This window comes from Streptomyces sp. NPDC021012 (assembly GCF_044333355.1).
GTDB lineage: Bacteria > Actinomycetota > Actinomycetes > Streptomycetales > Streptomycetaceae > Streptomyces.
Genome location: NZ_JBIRQU010000017.1, coordinates 46,465 through 63,991, shown reverse-complemented (window position 1 = coordinate 63,991; position 17,527 = coordinate 46,465). Strand labels below are relative to the sequence as shown.

The 17,527-nt window shown below is 73.0% G+C and carries 15 protein-coding genes and 1 tRNA gene; 10 read left to right on the top strand and 6 right to left on the bottom strand.

Features of this window, described 5'->3' with window-relative positions; translation table 11 throughout:
• The first annotated feature begins 48 nt into the window (after nucleotides 1–48).
• The 3 genes from cysS (at nucleotide 49) to ACH4TP_RS35425 (ending at nucleotide 4,132) form a co-directional block, all read left to right on the top strand.
• Nucleotides 49–1,449 (top strand): cysteine--tRNA ligase, encoded by a 1,401-nt coding sequence (gene cysS / locus ACH4TP_RS35435; RefSeq protein WP_389236890.1) that lies wholly within the window; start codon nucleotides 49–51, stop codon nucleotides 1,447–1,449.
• A 77-nt stretch (nucleotides 1,450–1,526) separates the two neighbouring features.
• Complete coding sequence (rlmB, locus tag ACH4TP_RS35430) at nucleotides 1,527–2,486, top strand: 23S rRNA (guanosine(2251)-2'-O)-methyltransferase RlmB (RefSeq protein WP_389236888.1); 960 nt, start codon at nucleotides 1,527–1,529, stop codon at nucleotides 2,484–2,486.
• 95 nt (nucleotides 2,487–2,581) lie between these two features.
• Complete coding sequence (locus ACH4TP_RS35425; protein ID WP_398440210.1) at nucleotides 2,582–4,132, top strand: DoxX family membrane protein; 1,551 nt, start codon at nucleotides 2,582–2,584, stop codon at nucleotides 4,130–4,132.
• A gap of 76 nt (nucleotides 4,133–4,208) precedes the next feature.
• Here ACH4TP_RS35425 and ACH4TP_RS35420 read toward each other — a convergent pair whose 3' ends face one another.
• The 3 genes from ACH4TP_RS35420 to ACH4TP_RS35410 form a co-directional block, all read right to left on the bottom strand.
• Nucleotides 4,209–4,925 carry an NDP-sugar synthase gene (locus ACH4TP_RS35420; RefSeq protein WP_389236884.1) on the bottom strand — a complete coding sequence of 239 codons (717 nt, stop codon included), beginning with the start codon at nucleotides 4,923–4,925 and terminating at the stop codon, nucleotides 4,209–4,211.
• Between the two features lie 46 nt (nucleotides 4,926–4,971).
• Complete coding sequence (locus ACH4TP_RS35415) at nucleotides 4,972–5,382, bottom strand: hypothetical protein (RefSeq protein ID WP_398192095.1); 411 nt, start codon at nucleotides 5,380–5,382, stop codon at nucleotides 4,972–4,974.
• Nucleotides 5,383–5,646: 264 nt separating this feature from the next.
• Nucleotides 5,647–6,744: an ABC transporter ATP-binding protein gene (locus ACH4TP_RS35410; protein ID WP_398440209.1), complete on the bottom strand. Its 1,098-nt coding sequence runs from the start codon at nucleotides 6,742–6,744 to the stop codon at nucleotides 5,647–5,649.
• Nucleotides 6,745–6,926: 182 nt separating this feature from the next.
• On the opposite strand from ACH4TP_RS35410, the gene ACH4TP_RS35405 reads away from it, so the two are divergent.
• The 3 genes from ACH4TP_RS35405 (at nucleotide 6,927) to ACH4TP_RS35395 (ending at nucleotide 10,824) form a co-directional block, all read left to right on the top strand.
• A tRNA-Thr gene (locus ACH4TP_RS35405) sits at nucleotides 6,927–7,003 on the top strand.
• 152 nt (nucleotides 7,004–7,155) lie between these two features.
• Nucleotides 7,156–8,589 carry a PA14 domain-containing protein gene (locus tag ACH4TP_RS35400; RefSeq protein ID WP_398192447.1) on the top strand — a complete coding sequence of 478 codons (1,434 nt, stop codon included), beginning with the start codon at nucleotides 7,156–7,158 and terminating at the stop codon, nucleotides 8,587–8,589.
• Between the two features lie 129 nt (nucleotides 8,590–8,718).
• Nucleotides 8,719–10,824 (top strand): restriction endonuclease, encoded by a 2,106-nt coding sequence (locus ACH4TP_RS35395; RefSeq protein WP_398440208.1) that lies wholly within the window; start codon nucleotides 8,719–8,721, stop codon nucleotides 10,822–10,824.
• A 44-nt stretch (nucleotides 10,825–10,868) separates the two neighbouring features.
• Here the strand turns inward: ACH4TP_RS35395 and ACH4TP_RS35390 are convergent, their stop codons facing one another.
• Entirely contained in the window at nucleotides 10,869–12,257 is a 1,389-nt protein-coding gene (locus ACH4TP_RS35390) for an NAD(P)/FAD-dependent oxidoreductase (RefSeq protein ID WP_398192443.1), read from the bottom strand.
• Nucleotides 12,258–12,394: 137 nt separating this feature from the next.
• On the opposite strand from ACH4TP_RS35390, the gene ACH4TP_RS35385 reads away from it, so the two are divergent.
• From ACH4TP_RS35385 to ACH4TP_RS35375, 3 genes are read left to right on the top strand one after another with little or no spacing between them, the layout of a single operon-like run.
• A complete protein-coding gene (locus ACH4TP_RS35385; protein WP_398440207.1) occupies nucleotides 12,395–13,285 on the top strand; it encodes an aminoglycoside phosphotransferase family protein in 891 nt (296 codons plus the stop codon).
• A gap of 19 nt (nucleotides 13,286–13,304) precedes the next feature.
• A complete protein-coding gene (locus tag ACH4TP_RS35380; RefSeq protein ID WP_389236847.1) occupies nucleotides 13,305–13,784 on the top strand; it encodes a GNAT family N-acetyltransferase in 480 nt (159 codons plus the stop codon).
• Nucleotides 13,785–13,793: 9 nt separating this feature from the next.
• Nucleotides 13,794–14,123 carry a hypothetical protein gene (locus ACH4TP_RS35375; protein WP_041130456.1) on the top strand — a complete coding sequence of 110 codons (330 nt, stop codon included), beginning with the start codon at nucleotides 13,794–13,796 and terminating at the stop codon, nucleotides 14,121–14,123.
• Nucleotides 14,124–14,136: 13 nt separating this feature from the next.
• Here the strand turns inward: ACH4TP_RS35375 and ACH4TP_RS35370 are convergent, their stop codons facing one another.
• Both ACH4TP_RS35370 and ACH4TP_RS35365 read right to left on the bottom strand, forming a co-directional pair.
• Nucleotides 14,137–15,141, bottom strand: coding sequence for a zinc-binding dehydrogenase (locus tag ACH4TP_RS35370; RefSeq protein WP_398440206.1), 1,005 nt, complete (start codon nucleotides 15,139–15,141; stop codon nucleotides 14,137–14,139).
• Between the two features lie 46 nt (nucleotides 15,142–15,187).
• Nucleotides 15,188–16,360 (bottom strand): FAD-dependent oxidoreductase, encoded by a 1,173-nt coding sequence (locus tag ACH4TP_RS35365; protein ID WP_398440205.1) that lies wholly within the window; start codon nucleotides 16,358–16,360, stop codon nucleotides 15,188–15,190.
• Between the two features lie 100 nt (nucleotides 16,361–16,460).
• Between ACH4TP_RS35365 and ACH4TP_RS35360 the strand changes: the two genes are divergently transcribed.
• On the top strand, nucleotides 16,461–17,147 hold the full coding sequence (locus ACH4TP_RS35360) for a pentapeptide repeat-containing protein (RefSeq protein WP_398440204.1): 687 nt from the start codon (nucleotides 16,461–16,463) through the stop codon (nucleotides 17,145–17,147).
• The last annotated feature ends 380 nt before the right edge of the window (nucleotides 17,148–17,527 follow it).

Here is a 17,527-nt window from a genome sequence, read left to right as displayed (position 1 = left end):
CCGGGAATCGGTCGCGGGGCACTACCACACGCCCACTACCCTGGAGTGGTGACTATTCGCCTGTACGACACCAGCGCCCGGCAGATCCGTGACTTCACCCCGCTCACGCCGGGCTGCGTCTCGATCTACCTCTGTGGTGCCACCGTCCAGGCGGCCCCGCACATCGGCCACATCCGGTCGGGGCTGAACTTCGACATCATGCGCCGCTGGTTCGCCTACCGCGGCTACGACGTCACGTTCATCCGCAACGTCACGGACATCGACGACAAGATCATCAGGAAGGGCGCCGAGCAGGGCCGCCCCTGGTGGTCCATCGGCTACGAGAACGAGCGCGCGTTCAACGCCGGTTACGAGGCGCTCGGCTGCCTCCCGCCGACCTACGAGCCCCGCGCCACCGGTCACGTGCCCGAGATGATCGAGATGATGCGGGGTCTGATCGAGCGCGGCCACGCCTACGAGGCGGACGGCAGCGTCTACTTCGACGTGCGCTCCTTCCCGGGCTACCTGGAGCTGTCCAACCAGGACATCGACGACCTCCGCCAGCCCTCCGAGGAGGGCATCACCGGCAAGCGCGACCCGCGCGACTTCGCGATGTGGAAGGCGACCAAGCCGGGCGAGCCCGACTGGGAGACCCCGTGGGGCCGCGGCCGCCCCGGCTGGCACCTGGAGTGCTCGGCCATGGCCCACAAGTACCTGGGCTCCGCCTTCGACATCCACGGCGGCGGCCTCGACCTGATCTTCCCGCACCACGAGAACGAGATCGCCCAGGCCAAGGCCTTCGGCGACGACTTCGCCTCGTACTGGGTGCACAACGCCTGGGTCACCATGAGCGGCGAGAAGATGTCGAAGTCGCTCGGCAACAGCGTGCTGGTGTCCGAGATGGTGAAGAACTGGCGCCCCATCGTCCTGCGCTACTACCTGGGCACCCCGCACTACCGCTCGATGATCGAGTACAGCGAGGAGTCCCTGCGCGAGGCCGAGTCGGCCTTCGCCCGCATCGAGGGCTTCGTCCAGCGCGCCACCGAGAAGGCCGGGACGACCGTCGCCCCCGCCGCCGAGGTGCCGCCGGCCTTCGCCGAGGCCATGGACGACGACCTGGGCGTGCCGCACGCGCTGGCGATCATCCACACCACCGTCCGCCAGGGCAACAGCGCGCTGGCCGCGGACGACAAGGAAGAGGCCATCGCCCGCCTCGCCGAGGTCCGTGCCATGCTCGGTGTCCTCGGCCTGGACCCCCTCGACCCGCACTGGGCCGAGGAGAGCGGTGGCGGCGAGGAGCTCCACGGCGCCGTCGACACCCTCGTGCGCCTCGTGCTCCAGCAGCGCGAATCGGCGCGCGAGCGCAAGGACTGGGCGACCGCGGACGCGATCCGCGACCAGCTCAACCAGTCCGGCCTCGCCATCGAGGACAGCCCCGACGGACCCCGCTGGACGCTGGGCAACCGTTAGAAGACGTGCCGCTCGGGCCTCCGGGCGGCACACTTCAGTTACAGACCTACGTACGCAACACCGAGGATTAGGTAGTCATGGCCGGGAACAGCCAGCGCAGGAACCGTCGCACGTCCAACAAGAAGGGTGCGACGGTCGGCAGCGGTGGCCAGCGGCGCAAGGGCCTCGAAGGCAAGGGCCCGACCCCCAAGGCCGAGGACCGCAAGGGCCACAAGGCGTACCGCGTCTCCAACGCGATGGCGCGGAACGCGGCCAAGCGCCGCCCCGCGCCCCGCCGCGGCGGCCCCAAGGGCACCAGCGAGATGGTCGTCGGCCGCAACCCGGTCTTCGAGGCGCTCCGCGACGGCGTGCCCGCCACCACGCTGTACGTCCAGCAGTTCATCGACAACGACGAGCGCGTGCGCGAGGCCCTCCAGCTCGCCGGCGCGCGCGGCAACATCAACCTGATGGAAGCCCCGCGCCCCGAGCTCGACCGCATGACCAACGGGCTGAACCACCAGGGCCTGGTCCTCCAGGTCCCGCCGTACGAGTACGCGCACCCCGAGGACCTCACCGCCGACGCGTACGACGCCGGCGAGGACCCGCTGATCGTCGCCCTCGACGGCGTCACCGACCCGCGCAACCTCGGCGCGATCGTCCGCTCCGTCTCCGCCTTCGGCGGCCACGGCGTGGTCATCCCCGAGCGCCGCGCCGCCGGCATGACCGCCGGTGCCTGGAAGACCTCCGCCGGCACCGCCGCGCGCACCCCGGTCGCCCGCGTCACCAACCTGACCCGCGCCCTGCAGGAGTACAAGAAGGCCGGCATCGCCGTCGTCGGCCTCGCCGCCGAGGGCACGCACGAGGTGCAGGACCTGGAGGCGCTCGCCGGCCCGGTCGTCATCGTCGTCGGCTCCGAGGGCAAGGGTCTCGGCCGGCTCGTCGGCGAGACCTGCGACTTCCTCGTCCGCATCCCGATGCCGGGCGGCGCCGAGTCGCTCAACGCCGGTGTCGCCGCCGGTGTCGTCCTCTACGAGGCGGCCCGCCGCCGCATGGGCTGACCCGAACGAGGGACGCGCCCCGGCCGTGATCTTGACGGGCCTCGGACATTTGGCAACCGTCAAGGCAGTGTCCTAACCGCACATCACTCGGTTAGATGAGTGTGGACACCAGAACGCCCCGGCCGGGGTTCGACGATCAGCCGGCGCTGAGCATGGTCAAGGTGGATTCCGATCCCGCCCAGGTGATCGTGAACCACGCCAGCTTCCGTGTGCGGCTCGCGCCGGCCCCGCAGCCGAAGTTCGCGGCCCGTGCCGCCGCCCTGTCCGGAGTGGGCGCGGGCGGCGCGCGCCGCCGTCCCGTCGTGTGGACGGGGAAGTCCGCGCCGGGCGCCACCGGTCTCCTCCAGGCCGTGCGCGAGTCCTCCGTCTCCACGCTCGAACCCGTCGGACACGGCGGCCACGGCGTCGGCGACACCCAGGCCATCCCGCGCGTCGACACCACCATGCCCACCCCCGTGGTGCCCGCCGAGGCCGGTCCCCTGCTGCCGCCGATGCGCCGCGCCGAGGGCGCCTACGACGAGCTGTACGAGCTCGGGCCCGAGCCCGTCGAGCCGTACGCGGACGAAGCGCCGCACGGCAGGACCGCGCAGCGCCACGGGGACGACGTCCGGCACGCCTACTACCCCGGCCGCCGGATGAACCTCGGCGTCGTGCTCCTCCCGCTCCGCGTCTTCCTCGGCTTCATCTCCATCTACGCGGGCATGGGCAAGCTCTGCGACCCCGTCTACTTCGACGGCGGCGAGCGCGGCTCCATGGTGAAGTGGCTCAACTCCCTCCACCCCTGGGCCCTCGCCGAGCCCCTGCGGGACTTCGCCCTCCAGCACCCCGTCGGCGCCGGACTGACCGTCGCCTTCCTCCAGGTCGTCGTCGGCGTCCTCACCGTCCTCGGACTCTGGCAGCGCGTCGCCGCCGTCGTCGGCGGCCTGCTCTCCGCCGCCCTGCTCCTGACCGTCAGCTGGAAGACCGTCCCGGTCTACGACTCGGCCGACATCATCTACCTGGCCGCCTGGTCCCCGCTGATCATCGCCGGCGCCCCCGTCTACTCCCTCGACGGCCGCCTCGCCGGCGAGGCCTGGCGCACCCTCGGCCCCCGCGCCGAACTCTGGGACCTCCGCCGCCGCGTCACCCGCCGCAGCACCCTCCTCGCCGCCGTCGTCGTCGGCCTCACCCTCCTCGTCGGCTCCGTCCTCGGCGGCGCCGTCCGCTCCACCGAGATGGTCACCGTCCCCGGCCCCAACGACGACCCGATCAACCACCTCCCCGGCCAGCCGCTCCCGCAGGAGCCGACGCGCCGCGCCCCCTCGAAGGCCGCCTCCACCGCGCCCGAGCCCGCCGCGACCACCAAGGCCCCCGCGCGCGAGGAGAAGACCCAGGAGGCCACCCGGCCCACCGAGACGACCCGCGAGGCCCCCCGGACGCAGGAGCGGCGCCCGACCGCCACCCAGGGCACGAGCACCGGCGCCGGCAGCAGCCGTACGCCCACGCAGCAGTCGAAGCCGGCGCCCCCGCCGTCCACGAGCGACACGCCGAGCACCAGCGGCGGCACGTCGAGCGGCGGCTCGACCGGCGGCACCGGCAGCACCCCGTCGGAGGGCGGCTCGACGACGGGCGGCGCGCAGAACCCGATCGGCGGCCTGCTGGGCTGACGTACACGAGCGGGAAGCACGAGCGGGAAGGGCGGCACCTCATCCGGAGGTGCCGCCCTTTTCCCGTGCCTTTCCGTCAGGACTTCTGCGCGGCCAGCTCCTTGGCGGCCTCCGTCAGGTCCTTGGCGGTGTCGATGGCCCTCCAGTACGCGCCGTGGGGCAGCGGGAAGCCCGCCAGGCGCCGTTCGCGGGCGAGACGGGGGAAGGTGGTCCGCTCGTGGTCGCCGAGGTCGGGGAGGAGCTCCGTGAAGGCCGCGGCGAAGACGTACACGCCCGCGTTGATCAGGAACGGCGACGGCGGCGCCTCGATGAAGTCGGTGATGTTCCCGAAGGTGTCGGTCTCGACGGCGCCCCACGGGATCCGGGGGCGGGCCAGGGCGAGCGTCGCGAGGGCGTCCCGCTCGGTGTGGAAGGCGGCCATCTCGCGCAGCGAGAAGCGGGTCCAGATGTCGCCGTTGGTGGCGTACCAGGGCTGGTCCGGGGCGGGCAGATGGCCGGCGGCGTACTTGAGGCCGCCGCCGCGCCCGAGGGGCTCGGTCTCGACGACCGTCGTCACCTTGAGCGGGAGGTCCGCGGAGGACAGCCACTCCTGGAGGACCTCGGCGAGGTGGCCGCAGGAGACGACGGCGTCGGTCACGCCCTCGGCGGCCAGCCAGGACAGCTGATGGCCGATGATCGGGGTCCCGGTGCCCGGGATCTCGACCATCGGCTTGGGGCGGTCGTCGGTGTACGGGCGGAGCCGTGTGCCCTGGCCGCCCGCCAGGACCACGGCCTGCGTCGGAGTGGTGTGCATACGGGGAACGATAGGCGCCCCGTATGTCCGGTGTGCGTGATGACGCTCAGCTCGCGCGCATCACGCCGGTCGCGTACGAGGTGTCGCAGACCGGGCGCGAGAAGGACTGGGCGCGCGAGGGGCCGTAGTGCTCGACGGCGGCGCGGCCGAGGGCGCGGGCGATGGAGAAGCAGTGCTTGGCGAGGGAGGGCCGGTTCTCCACCTCGCGCTGGAGGTGCGTGAGGGCGATGCCGGGGTCCTTCTCCTGAAGCTCTGCGAGGAGCTGGTCGCGGAGAATATCCTGCGGGGCACGGGACTTGGCCCGGGTGGAGACGTCCGTGGAGGACGCCGTCAGCTGGGTGCCGGAGTCCTGGCCGGCCCACGGAACGGCGGACACCGCGAGCGTTCCCGAGAGCACCAGGACGACGGGCAGGACGAGGGCGAGAGAGCGGCCGATGCGGCGGGCAGTGTGCGTCACGCAGGCGAGCGTAGCGGCCGGTAGTGATATGGCGACATTTAGTCACTCTCGCGAGGGATGGTTCGAGGCGGCTTTTCGAATCCCGTGTTGACGCGGGGGTGCGGATGGGGGCCGGAATGCCGGGGTTTTTCGGGGTTGGCCCGTTCAAACCGCCGGTGTACGCGAACGGCCCCCCGTCCGCAAGGGACGGGGGGCCGTTCGGCAGCGCGCGGAGGCGGTCGAGGTCGCCTCGGTCACTTCGCCGCTTGAGTCGCTTCGGTCGCTTCAGTCGCTGAGGCGGGCGCCCGTGGAGGTCGAGAAGACGTGCAGCTCGTCGGCGCGCGGCACGACGTGCAGCGTGGAGCCCTTGGCGGGCACGTCGCGGCCGCCGACGCGGACCACGAGCTCCTTCTCCTCGCCGCCGACGCGGGTGGTGCCGTACACGAAGCCGTCCGAGCCGAGCTCCTCGACGACGTTGACCGTCACGGCCAGGCCGTCCTTGGAGGTCGCGCTCTGCACGTCGAAGTGCTCGGGGCGGACGCCGACGGTCACGGTGGTGTCGCCGGCGGCGGAGGCGGCGGCGATGGCGTCACGGGTGACCGGGACGACGCTGTTGCCGAACTTCACGCCGCCGTCGGTGATCGGGACCTCGACCAGGTTCATGGCGGGGGAGCCGATGAAGCCGGCGACGAAGAGGTTGGCGGGCTTGTCGTACATGTTGCGCGGCGAGTCGACCTGCTGGAGCAGACCGTCCTTGAGGACGGCGACGCGGTCGCCCATCGTGAGGGCCTCGGTCTGGTCGTGCGTGACGTAGACCGTGGTGATGCCGAGGCGGCGCTGCAGACCGGCGATCTGCGTACGGGTGGAGACGCGGAGCTTGGCGTCGAGGTTCGACAGCGGCTCGTCCATGAGGAAGACCTGCGGCTCGCGGACGATGGCGCGGCCCATCGCGACACGCTGGCGCTGGCCGCCGGAGAGCGCCTTCGGCTTGCGGTCCAGGTACTCGGTGAGGTCGAGGATCTTCGCGGCCTCCTCGACCTTGGCGCGGATCTCCGACTTGTTCACGCCGGCGATCTTGAGCGCGAAGCCCATGTTGTCGGCGACGGTCATGTGCGGGTACAGCGCGTAGTTCTGGAACACCATCGCGATGTCCCGGTCCTTCGGCGGCAGGTGCGTGACGTCGCGGTCGCCGATCCGGATCGCGCCGGCGTTGACGTCCTCGAGACCCGCGAGCATGCGCAGGGAGGTCGACTTGCCGCAGCCGGAGGGGCCGACGAGGACGAGGAACTCGCCGTCCGCGATCTCGATGTCGAGCTGGTCCACGGAGGGCTTGGTGGCACCCGGGTAGATCCGGGTGGCCTTGTCGAACGTGACGGAAGCCATGGTGATGCGTCCCTTCACCGGCAGGAACGTGCCGGACGATCCGAGTAAAGGAAGGATTGAGGTCTAGTCCACCTGGGTGAACCGCAAGTGACGCTACCCGCCGGTGCCCGATCTGTCAGCACTCACGGCCCCACGAGATTTCCGACCGTCGCCGGGGCCGGGTTGGTTACACTGCACTCGCTGCCTCCTTAGCTCAGCTGGCCAGAGCACCGCTCTTGTAAAGCGGGGGTCGTCGGTTCGAACCCGACAGGGGGCTCCAGGGCGAAGGGCCGGTGCGGGGGGAGATCCCCCGTACCGGCCCTTCGTGCGGGGTCGGGGTTTTTTGTGTGGGCGGCAGGTCGGGGGCAACCTTCGGCGGGGGGCGTGAGTCTTCGTGCCGAACGTTCTCTCTGTCCCGCCCGAAGGGTCCCCGTGTCCTCGAAGAGCCTCGTCGCCGCCCTCGGCGGCGGTGTCGTGTCCGCCGTCGTCCTCGGCGGTCTGGTGGTCGTCGCCCCGCAGGCGGCGGCCGCCGGCGTCACCTGCGCCACCAACGTCCCGGTGCGGACGTTCTACAACAACACCTCGTTCTCCGGGACGCCCGTGAGGACCGACTGCGACGCCGCCGTCGCCGAGAACTGGTCGGGGAGTCCGGCCGCCGGCGTGGCCGCGAACAACTTCGGCGTCCGCTGGTGGGTGTCCCGCGACTTCGGCTCCGGCGGCCCCTTCACCTTCACCGTGTCCGCCACCGACGGAGCCCGCGTCTACCTGGACGGCGTCCGCAAGATCGACCTGTGGGCGAACACCGGGGACACCGCGCGCTCCCGGAGCGTCAACCTCACCGTGCCCTCCGGCCGGCACACCGTCCGCGTCGACCACGCGAACTGGAGCGGCGCCGCCAAGATCAACTTCACCTACGCGCCCCGGACCTCGGCCACGTACGACAAGGTGAAGCCGCTCGCCCCCACCGGCGTGGCGACCGCCTACAACACCACCTCCCGCCGGACGACCGTCTCCTGGGCGGGCAACAAGGAGATGGACCTCGCCGGGTACTCCCTGCACCGGAGGGCCGTCGGCTCCAGCACCTGGACGACCGTCACCGCCTCCACCACGGCGCGCAGCTTCACCGACCCCCTGGTGAACCCCGACGACCGCACGCCCTACTACTACGAGGTGCGCGCCAGGGACAAGGCGGGCAACACCTCGGCCGGCAGCGCGGACGTCATCGTGCGGCCGCTGCCCGTCGTCACCTCCCTGACCGGCACCTTCGACAAGGCGACCCGCAAGGTCACCCTGAAGTGGCCCCTCAACACCGAGCCGCACTTCGACCACTACACGGTCCTGAGCAACGACCTGGTCGACGGCTACTACCGCTGGGTCCCGCTCGGCACCACCAAGGGCAACACCTGGACCACCGCCCCCGTCGCCGCCGACGGCGAGACCCGTCACTACCGCGTCCTCGTCACCAACGACGGCGGCACCACCACCCTCAGCCCGAGCACGCTCGACGCCACCGCGCTCAACGAGCTGTGGCTGGAGATCCCCGACGGCATCGCCCCCGCCTACGCCCCGGACCTGACCCTGGGCTCCTGCGCGGGCGGCGTGCAGGCCACCGCCACCGACTGGACCCCCGCCCCGATCCGCGACTTCTCCGGCTTCGAGATCACGCGCCGCGCGGCGGGGGCGGCCACCTGGTCGGTCGTCCTGCAGAAGACGTACGACCCGCGCCTCGACCCGGCCAAGGTCACCGTCTGCGCCCCGCAGGCCGCCGACGGCGTCGCCTACGAGTACCGGGCCCGCACCTATGACGAGGCCGGGAACCACTCGCCGTACAGCGAGACCCGGACCGCGACGCTGCCGCTCGGCTGACGCCCGGCTGACGTCCGGCCGGGCCGGGACACCGCGACGTTCGCGTGTCCCGGCCCGCCGCCGTCGGGGGACACTTGTGCGGCACGGGGGTGTGCGGGTGGTCGTCGGGGTCATGGGGAGGGTGTGCGAATGAGTCGGCGTTCCGGTGGGCTGATCGGGGTGTGGGCCGAGCAGCAGCGGGTGGCGCAGAGGCAGCGGGAGGGGCAGCACCAGGCGGCGCTGCGGCAGCAGCGGGACGCCGAGCGGGCGCAGCGGGCGTACGAGCGGGACGTCGCCCGGATGCAGCGGGAGCAGCGGGCGGCCTATCGGCAGCAGCGGGACGCGGACGCCCTGCGGCGGACGCGGGAGCTCGATGAGCGGGTCGCGGCGCTGGAGTCGCTGCTCGCGACGGGCTGCCGGGCGCCCGCCTTCGGCGTGGAGTCGCTGCGGCGGGAGGAGGCGGTCGAGCCGTTCGCCCCGGGGCCGCTGGGGGAGCCCGTGGCGATGCCGGACCAGCGGTTCTACCAGCCGCAGGGGGCCTGGACGCCGGCCGGGCGCGCCCAGGCCGAGCGGGACGCGCGGGCCAGGTTCGAGCACGACTGGTACGCGGCGCAGGCGGCGGAGGCGCGGCGGGTGGAGCAACTGGCGGCGTACCGGCGGGAGTACGACGCCTGGGTGGCCGCCCGTACAGCCGAGATCCGTGCCCACAACGCGGGGGTCGACGGGACGGTCGCGGCGCTGCGGGACGGGGAGCCCGACACCGTCGTCGAGTTCTTCTCCGCCGTGCTCTTCGCGTCGACGGCCTGGCCGGAGGGCTTCCCCCGGGAGGTGTCGGCGGCGTACGACCGGGCCGGGCGGGGGCTGGTGCTCGACTGGGACCTGCCCGGGTACGAGGTCGTTCCCGAGGCGAAGGGCGTCAAGTACCTGCCGAGCACCGACCAGGAGAAGGAGGTGCCGCGGCCGGTGACGCAGCGGCGGGCGCTGTACCGGGACGTGCTGGCGCAGAGCGTGCTGCTCGCGGTGCGGGAGCTGTTCGCGGCGGACCGGTTCGGGGCGCTCGAAGGGGTCGCGCTGAACGGGTACGTGGGCGGGGTCGATCCCGCCACCGGGCTCGCCGGGCGGGTGTGCGTGGCCTCGGTCGTGGTGGAGCGGCCGGCGTTCGACCGGCTGAACCTGGAACTCGTCGGCGCCGTGGAGTGCCTGACCGGGGCCCTCGGCGGGCGGCTCTCCGCCAAGCCCGACGAGCGGGTGGCGGTCGTGCCGCTGCGGGAGCCCGACCAGGTGGGCTCGGACGTGGTGGTGCAGGGCGACGGCGAGGAGCCCGACCTGCTCACCATGGACCCGATCGAGTTCGAGAGCCTCGTCGCCGAGCTGTTCCGGGCGCGGGGGCTCCAGGCGGTGACCACGCAGCGGTCCGGTGACGGCGGGGTCGACGTCAAGGCGCTCGATCCCGATCCGATCAGCGGCGGATCGATCGCGGTGCAGGTGAAGCGGTACCGGAACACGGTGCCGCCGAGCGCGGTACGGGATCTGTACGGGACCGTGCAGGACGTCGGGGCCAACAAGGGGGTCCTGGTGACCACCTCGAAGTTCGGGCCCGGCTCGTACACCTTCGCCAACGGCAAGCCGCTGACGCTGATCTCGGGGACGGAGCTGGTGGACCTGCTGCACCAGCACGGACTGCGGGGCCGGCTGGGAGGGCCCGCGCGGGAGGCGGCGCAGGCGTCCGCCCCGGCCTCCGTCCCCGCCTCCTCTCCTGCCGAGGCCTCCGAGGACTTCAACCTGCTCGGCATGGTGTGGTCGGGCTCCGCCGCGCTGGACGTCTGCGCGCTGGTCTGCGCCGGGAACCGGGTCCTCGGCGACGAGTGGTTCGTGTTCTTCAACAACCCGGCGACGCCCGACGGTTCGGTGGCCATGGTGGCGGCGGCGCCCGGCGACCGGGCGGCCGTACGGGTCGGTTTCGACGCGCTGCCCGCGCGGGCGGACCGGCTGGTCCTCGTGGCGGCCGTGGACCCGGAGGTGAACCCCGAGGCGGATCTGGGCGGGTTCACGGAGGCCGGGATCCGGCTGCGGGACGACTCGGGCGTCGAGCTCGACCGCCTGGAGGTGTCCGAGGGGCGGCCGGGGGAGACGGCGCTCGTCCTCGGCTCGTTCCGCCGACGGGCGGGCGGCGACTGGGACTTCGTGCTCGGCGGGAAGGGCTACCGGGGCGGGCTTGAGGAGCTGGTGGGGGACTTCGGCATCGAGGTGGAGTAGTTCAAGGTCGGTGAGGGCGCGGTGTGCGCCCTCACCGGTGCTTCTCAGCGTCCGCTGAGGCGGTTCGCGAGGACCGCCACCCGGTCCGTCTCGGCCGTGTGGGTGGTGGCCTCGCGGTGGTCGGCGCCCCGGAAGGCGGCGTACATGGTCTGGACTCCGAGCCAGCGCAGGGGCTCGGGCTCCCACTTGCGGACCCTGTGGTTGACCCAGGGGAGGGCCGTGAGGTCGGTGGGGCCCGACTGGCCGGAGTCCTCCTTGATCAGGTCGCGGAGGGTGCGGGCGGCGAGGTTCGCGGTGGCGACGCCGGAGCCGACGTAGCCGCCGGCCCAGCCGAGGCCGGTGGAGCGGTCGAGGGTGACGGTGGCGCACCAGTCGCGGGGGACGCCGAGGACGCCGGACCAGGCGTGGTCGATCCGTACGCCCGCGAGCTGCGGGAAGAAGCGGACCAGGATCTCGCGGAGGGCGTCGATGGTCTGCGGCTGGGTGCGGCCGTCGTTGTCGGTCTTCGAGCCGAAGCGGTACGGGACGCCCCGGCCGCCGAGCGCGATGCGGCCGTCGGCGGTGCGCTGGGCGTACATGTAGGCGTGGGCCATGTCGCCGAGGGCCTCGCGGCCGTCCCAGCCGATCGACTCCCACTGGGCGTCGGTGAGGGGCTCGGTGGCGATCATCGAGGAGTTCATGGGGAGCCAGGTGCGGCGCTGGCCGGCGAGGGAGGCGGTGAAGCCCTCCGTGCAGCGCAGGACGTACGGGGCGCGGACCGTGCCGTACGGGGTGATCGCGTGCTTCGGCTTGATCTCCGTGACGGGCGTCGACTCGTGGACCGTGACGCCGAGGGCCTCGACGGCGTCCACGAGGCCCTTCACCAGCTTCAGCGGGTGCAGGCGGGCGCCGTGCGGGGTCCAGGAGGAGCCGACGGCCCCGGCGACGCGGATGCGGTCCGCCGTCTCCCTGGCGCCGTACAGCTCGCGGTCCGTCTCGCCGAAGGCCAGCTCGGTGGCGTGGAAGGCCTTCAGGCGGACGAGCTGCGCGGGCGAGAGCGCCACCTCCAGGACGCCGCCGCGGTGCTGGTCGGCGTCGATCTTCTCGGCCTCGCAGACGTCGAGGACCTCGGCGACGGTCGCGTTCATCGCCTGCTGGAGGCGGACGGCGGCCTCGTGCCCGTGGAGCTTCGCGTACCGGTCACGGCCGGCGATCCCGTTGTAGAGCCATCCGCCGTTGCGCCCCGAGGCGCCATAGCCGCAGAACTTGGCTTCGAGAACGGTGATGTTGAGGAACGGGACGGCCTTCTTCAGGTAGTAGGCGGTCCACAGCCCTGTGTATCCGCCGCCGACGATGCAGACGTCCGCGGTGGTGTCGCCGGGGAGCGGTTCGCGGGGCGCGGGGGCGCCCTCCTGCGCGTACCAGAACGATATTCCGCCGTTGACCGTGCTCATGTGTATCCCTCTTCCGGGTGCGTGGGCGGGAGGTTACCGGTGGGGGTGGTTCCGTGGATACGGGCCAGGTCGCGCCGTCCAGCGGGCGCGGGGGATTCTCGGAGGCGCTTCGGGGCGACCGTCGTTAGGGTCGGTGGGTGATTCACGTACCGGAGGAACTGGCGCAGTCGCAGGCGAAGTACAACGGTGACGCCGGGCGCGCGTTCGTCGCCGGGCTGCCCGCGCTGGCCGAGGAGTTCCTCGGGCGGTGGGGGCTGCGGGTCACGGGGCCCTCGATGCACGGGGTCGTCTCGCTGGTGCTGCCCGTCGAGCGGGTCGCCGACGGTACGCGGGCAGCGCTGAAGATGCAGTTGCTCGACGAGGAGACGGAGGGGGAGCCCACCGGACTGCGCCTCTGGGACGGGGCCGGCGTCGTACGGCTCCTCGACCACGACGCCCCGACCGGGACCATGCTCCTGGAGCGCCTCGACGAGGCCCGGCCGCTCTCCACCGTCACCGACACCCGCGAGGCGCTCCGGATCGTCGCGGGCCTCCTCGCCCGCCTGGTGGCCGTGCCCGCGCCGGAGGGCATCCGGACGCTCGGGGACACCGCGGCCGGGATGCTCGCCCGGGTGCCCGAGGCCGTGGCGCGGCTCGGCGCGGACGACGCGGCGGTGCTGCGGGACTGCGCGGCGGCCGTACGGGAGGTGGCGGGGGAGCCGGGGGACCGGCTGCTCCACTGGGACCTGCACTTCGGGAACGTGCTCGCGGGGAAGCGGGAACCCTGGCTGGCGATCGATCCGAAGCCGCTGGCCGGGGACCCGGGCTTCGAGCTGCTCCCGGCGCTGATGGACCGCTTCGATCCCGACGGGTTCCTGTGGGGGTTCGACCTGCTCGCCGACGAGGTCGTCGGGGACCGGGGGCGGGCGGTCGCGTGGACGCTGGGCCGGGTCCTGCAGAACGGGCTGTGGGACGTCGCCGACGGCGAGTCCGCGCTCGACGCCGAGCAGGTCGCCGCCGCGCGAATCCTGCTGGCCAGGAGGGTCTGAGCCGGGGCAGGCTGGGGGCATGATCCGTACAGCCACGCCTGCCGACGTCCCCGTCATCCACGCCCTGATCCGCGACCTCGCCGCGTACGAGAAGGCCCTCGACGAGGCCCGCGCGACGCCCGAGCAGCTCCACGAGGCCCTGTTCGGCGAGCGTCCCGCCGCCTACGCGCACATCGCCGAGTCGGAGACCGGCGAGGCGGTCGGTTTCGCGCTCTGGTTCCTCAACTTCTCGACCTGGCGCGGCGTCCACGGCATCTACCTGGAGGACCTGTACGTCCGTCCGGAGGCCCGCGGCGGCGGCCACGGCAAGGCCCTGCTGCGGGAACTGGCCCGGATCTGCGTGGAGCGCGGCTACGAGCGCCTGGAGTGGTCCGTACTGAACTGGAACCAGCCCTCGATCGACTTCTACGAGTCCCTGGGCGCCCGCCCGCAGGACGAGTGGTCGGTGTACCGGCTGACGGACGGGGCCCTGGCGGAGCTGGGTGGAGTGACGGTGTAGGAAGGAGACATGGACATTGAGCAGCGGTTCCAGCGCATCACCGACTTCATCGAGGCACGCCTCACGCCCCTCTTCGACCCCGCCAACGGCAGCGACCACGGCTTCGGCATGGACGACACCTCGCGGTCGCTGCGCGCCCTGCGCTACACCGTGCAGGCCGCGTCGCAGGTGAACGGTCTCGTGGAGAAGCGGGAGACGGCGCCGGAGCTGCGGCAGGTCGTCGACCAGGCCCTGGAGCACAACTGGGACGTGCTGCGTTCCATCGCCCGGATGTGGGAGGACCACCCCGAGTTCGTGAAGGAGTTCAAGGCGCACTCCTGGGACGTCCTCGGGGTCTGAGTCCTCGCAGGATCTACGGGATCAGCACCACCTTGCCCGTCGTGCCCCGGTTCTCCAGGGCGCGGTGGGCCTCCGCCGCCTCCGCGAGCGGGAAGCGGTGGACCGCCGGGCGGAGCGTGCCGGTGGACGCGGCGGCGAGCGCGGCGAGTTCGAGCGTACGGATGTCGCCGCCCGCCTTCTGGATCATGACGGGGCCGAGGACGGACTCCGAGGTGATGCCGCGCGCGGTGAGCTCCTCCTCGGTGAAGGTGAGCGGTTCGCCGTCGTGGAGCCCGGCGCCGGACCAGCCGAAGACCAGGTGCTGTCCGCCCTCGCCGAGGAGGTCGACGGCGGCGCGACCGGTGTCGCCGCCGACCGAGTCGAAGACGACGGTGGCTTCCCTGCCCAGGGATTCGAGGTACGCGCGGACCTTCTCCGGCCAGTCCGGCCGCGTGTAGTCGACGGCCAGGTCGGCGCCGTTCGCCTCGACGAGGGCGGTCTTCGCGGGGCCGCCGGCGAGGCCGATGACGGTGGCGCCGGCGTTCTCGGCGTACTGGACGAGCAGGGTGCCGATGCCGCCGGCGGCGGCCGGGACGATCGCGACCGAGTCGGGGCCGAGCTCGGTGAACCCCAGGATGCCGAGCGTCGTGCGGCCGGTGCCGATCATGGCGACGGCCTCCGCCTCGCCGAGGTGGTCGGGCAGGGCGTGGAGGCGGGCGGCGTCGGTGACGGCGAGTTCGGCGTAGCCGCCGGGGTTCATGCCGAGGTGGGCGACGACCCGGCGGCCGAGCCAGGCCGGGTCGGTGCCCTCGCCGAGGGCGTCGACGGTCCCGGCGACCTCGCGGCCGGGGATCGTGGGCAGCTCGGCGGGCGCGGGGAACGGGCCCGTGGCGCCCTCGCGCAGGGCGGTGTCGAGGAGGTGCACGCCGGCCGCCGCGACCCGGACACGGACCTGGCCGGGGCCCGGGACGGGGTCGGGCGTCTCCTCGTAGGCGAGGTTCTCGGCGGGGCCGAAGGCGTGGAGGCGGATGGCGTGCATGGCGTTCCCCTGTCGTCGTACGGGTGGACCGCTCCACTCTCAGACCTCAAGCGCGCTTGAGGTCAAGGCGGTCGAGGTGCTCCGCGCGCAGGGCGAGCGACACCGCCTCGACCGCGCTCGTGAACGACACCTCCGACAGCACGCCCGGCGCCGCCACCTGGTCGCCCACCAGGTACACCCCGTCGCCCCGGTCGACGGCCGGCCGGTCGCGCCAGGTCGTGCCCGGGCGGTCCACCGCGCCCGTACGGCCCTGGGAGACGGACTCCCGCCGCCACACCTCCCGCTCGCGCCAGCCGGGGAAGCCGAGGTCGAGCAGCCGCTCGCCGTGGGCGACGCCGTCCGCCTTCGACGCGTCGGGTGCGATCGGCAGCTGCGCCTGGACCAGCTGCTGCCCGGCCGGGGCCAGCGAGGGGTCCTGGGCCGTGAACCGCTCGACCCAGCCGGGCGCGTCCAGGTCGGAGACCACGAACGGATCGCCCTTCCGGGTCCGCAGCGCCAGGTCGAACAGGACCGTACGGCCGCTCTCCCAGGTCAGCGACGGGTCGCCGAGGAGGCGGGCGGCGGCGGGCAGGGCGGTCGCGACGATCACGGGACCGCCGCCGAGCGGCAGGGTGTCGACCCGGGAGGACGTCTCGATGCGTACGCCGAGCTCACGCGCGCGCGTGGCCATCCGCTCGATCAGCTCGCCCCAGCCGCCCCGGATGTAGTGCGCCTCCGGCGGCAGGGCGGCGGCCCGGTGCAGCCGCTCCTGCACGAAACGGGCGGAGAGGGAGCCGGGGTCGTGGTGGAAGAGCGCGACCCCGCTGTACGAGGCCGCCACGCGCGCGGTGCGCTCGCCCGCGAGGCCGGTGACCCAGGTGCGGAAGTCGAGGTCGACGGGGGCCTGTTCGGGGCTGCGGCGGGCCTGACGGAACAGGCTCAGCGGCGGGGTGCGGCGCACGGCGCCGTCGCGGTGGACGCGGAACCGGACGGCCTCGGCGGTCGGCAGGACGGCGAGCGGGGGGATGAGACCGCGCTGCTCCAGCCAGGTCCAGTGGGGGCCGCCGTTGTAGAGCGCGTGCGGGCCCTCGTTGGTGCGGTACGGGCCGCCGGCCGTGCGGCCCCGGCCGCCGAGCGTCCGGTGCGCCTCGTGGACGGTCACCTCGGTACCGGCCTCGGCGGCCGTGATGGCGGCGGTCAGTCCGGCGAAACCGCCGCCGATGATGGTGAGCTTCCGCATGTCCGTGTCTCCTTCGTGTCGGTCTCGTACGGGGGACGGCGGGAGGGGCGGCGGATGTGACATGGCGGGCGCTGTCAGTGGCGTACGTCACGATGGGGGCATGGCGACGAGTCGGAACCAGCATCGGCAACAGCAGAAGAAGGTGGCGGGGGCGCGGCGGCCGGAGGTGCGGCTGCCTCCCCTGGAGCCGTACGAGGGCGGTCTCGAACCGGACGGGGACTACGACGGCCTCGCACTGACCGGGCTCGACCTGACACACCAGTCGGGCGAGGGAGCCCGGTTCCTGGACTGCGCGCTGCGCGAGTGCGCGCTCGACGGGGCGCGGCTCACGGGCGCCCGGTTCCTCGACTCGGTCCTCACGGGGGTACGGGGCGTGGGCACGGAGCTCGCCGGGGCGCAGCTGCGGGACGTGGAGGTCGTGGAGGCGCGGCTCGGCGGGACGCAGCTCCACGGGGCGGTCCTGGAGAGAACTGTCGTCCGGGGCGGCAAGATCGACTACCTCAACCTGCGGGCCTCGAAACTGAAGGACGTCGTCTTCGAGGGCTGCGTCCTGAGCGAACCGGACTTCGGGGGCGCGGTCCTCCAGCGCGTCGAGTTCCTCGACTGCGTGCTCACCGGCGCGGACTTCACCGGTGCGCGCCTCACCGACGTCGACCTCCGCGGTGTCCAGCGCCTGGAGATCGCCGCGGGCGTCGAGTCCCTCTCCGGCGCGGTCATCTCCTCCATGCAGCTCCTGGACCTGGCGCCGGTGCTTGCCGCGCGGCTGGGGGTGCGGGTGGAGGACTGAGGGGCGGCGCGCTTGGCTCACCTCGCCGTGCGGGGCCCGCACCCGCGCCCGGCGGGGCCCGCACCCGCCTGGGGCTTCGCCCCCCTCGTGCGGGGCCCGCACCCGCTGGCCCGTGTGGGGCCCGTGCCCGGCGGGGCGGTGCGCTTCGTTCACCCCCGTGTGGGCAATCGTCCCGCTGGGGCGGGACGGGTGGGCACACGGGACGGCGCCCTCTAGCGGCGCCTCCGCGTTCCGAGCCTGGACCCGCACCCCATGCACGGCGCACGACGTGGTGCGGGTCAGGGCGCGTAAGCCTCTGGCGCCGGCAGGGCGCGGGTCCGTTGTGCCCACCCGTTCCGCCCCAGCGGAACGATTGCCCACAACGGGGGGGGCGGCGGGGG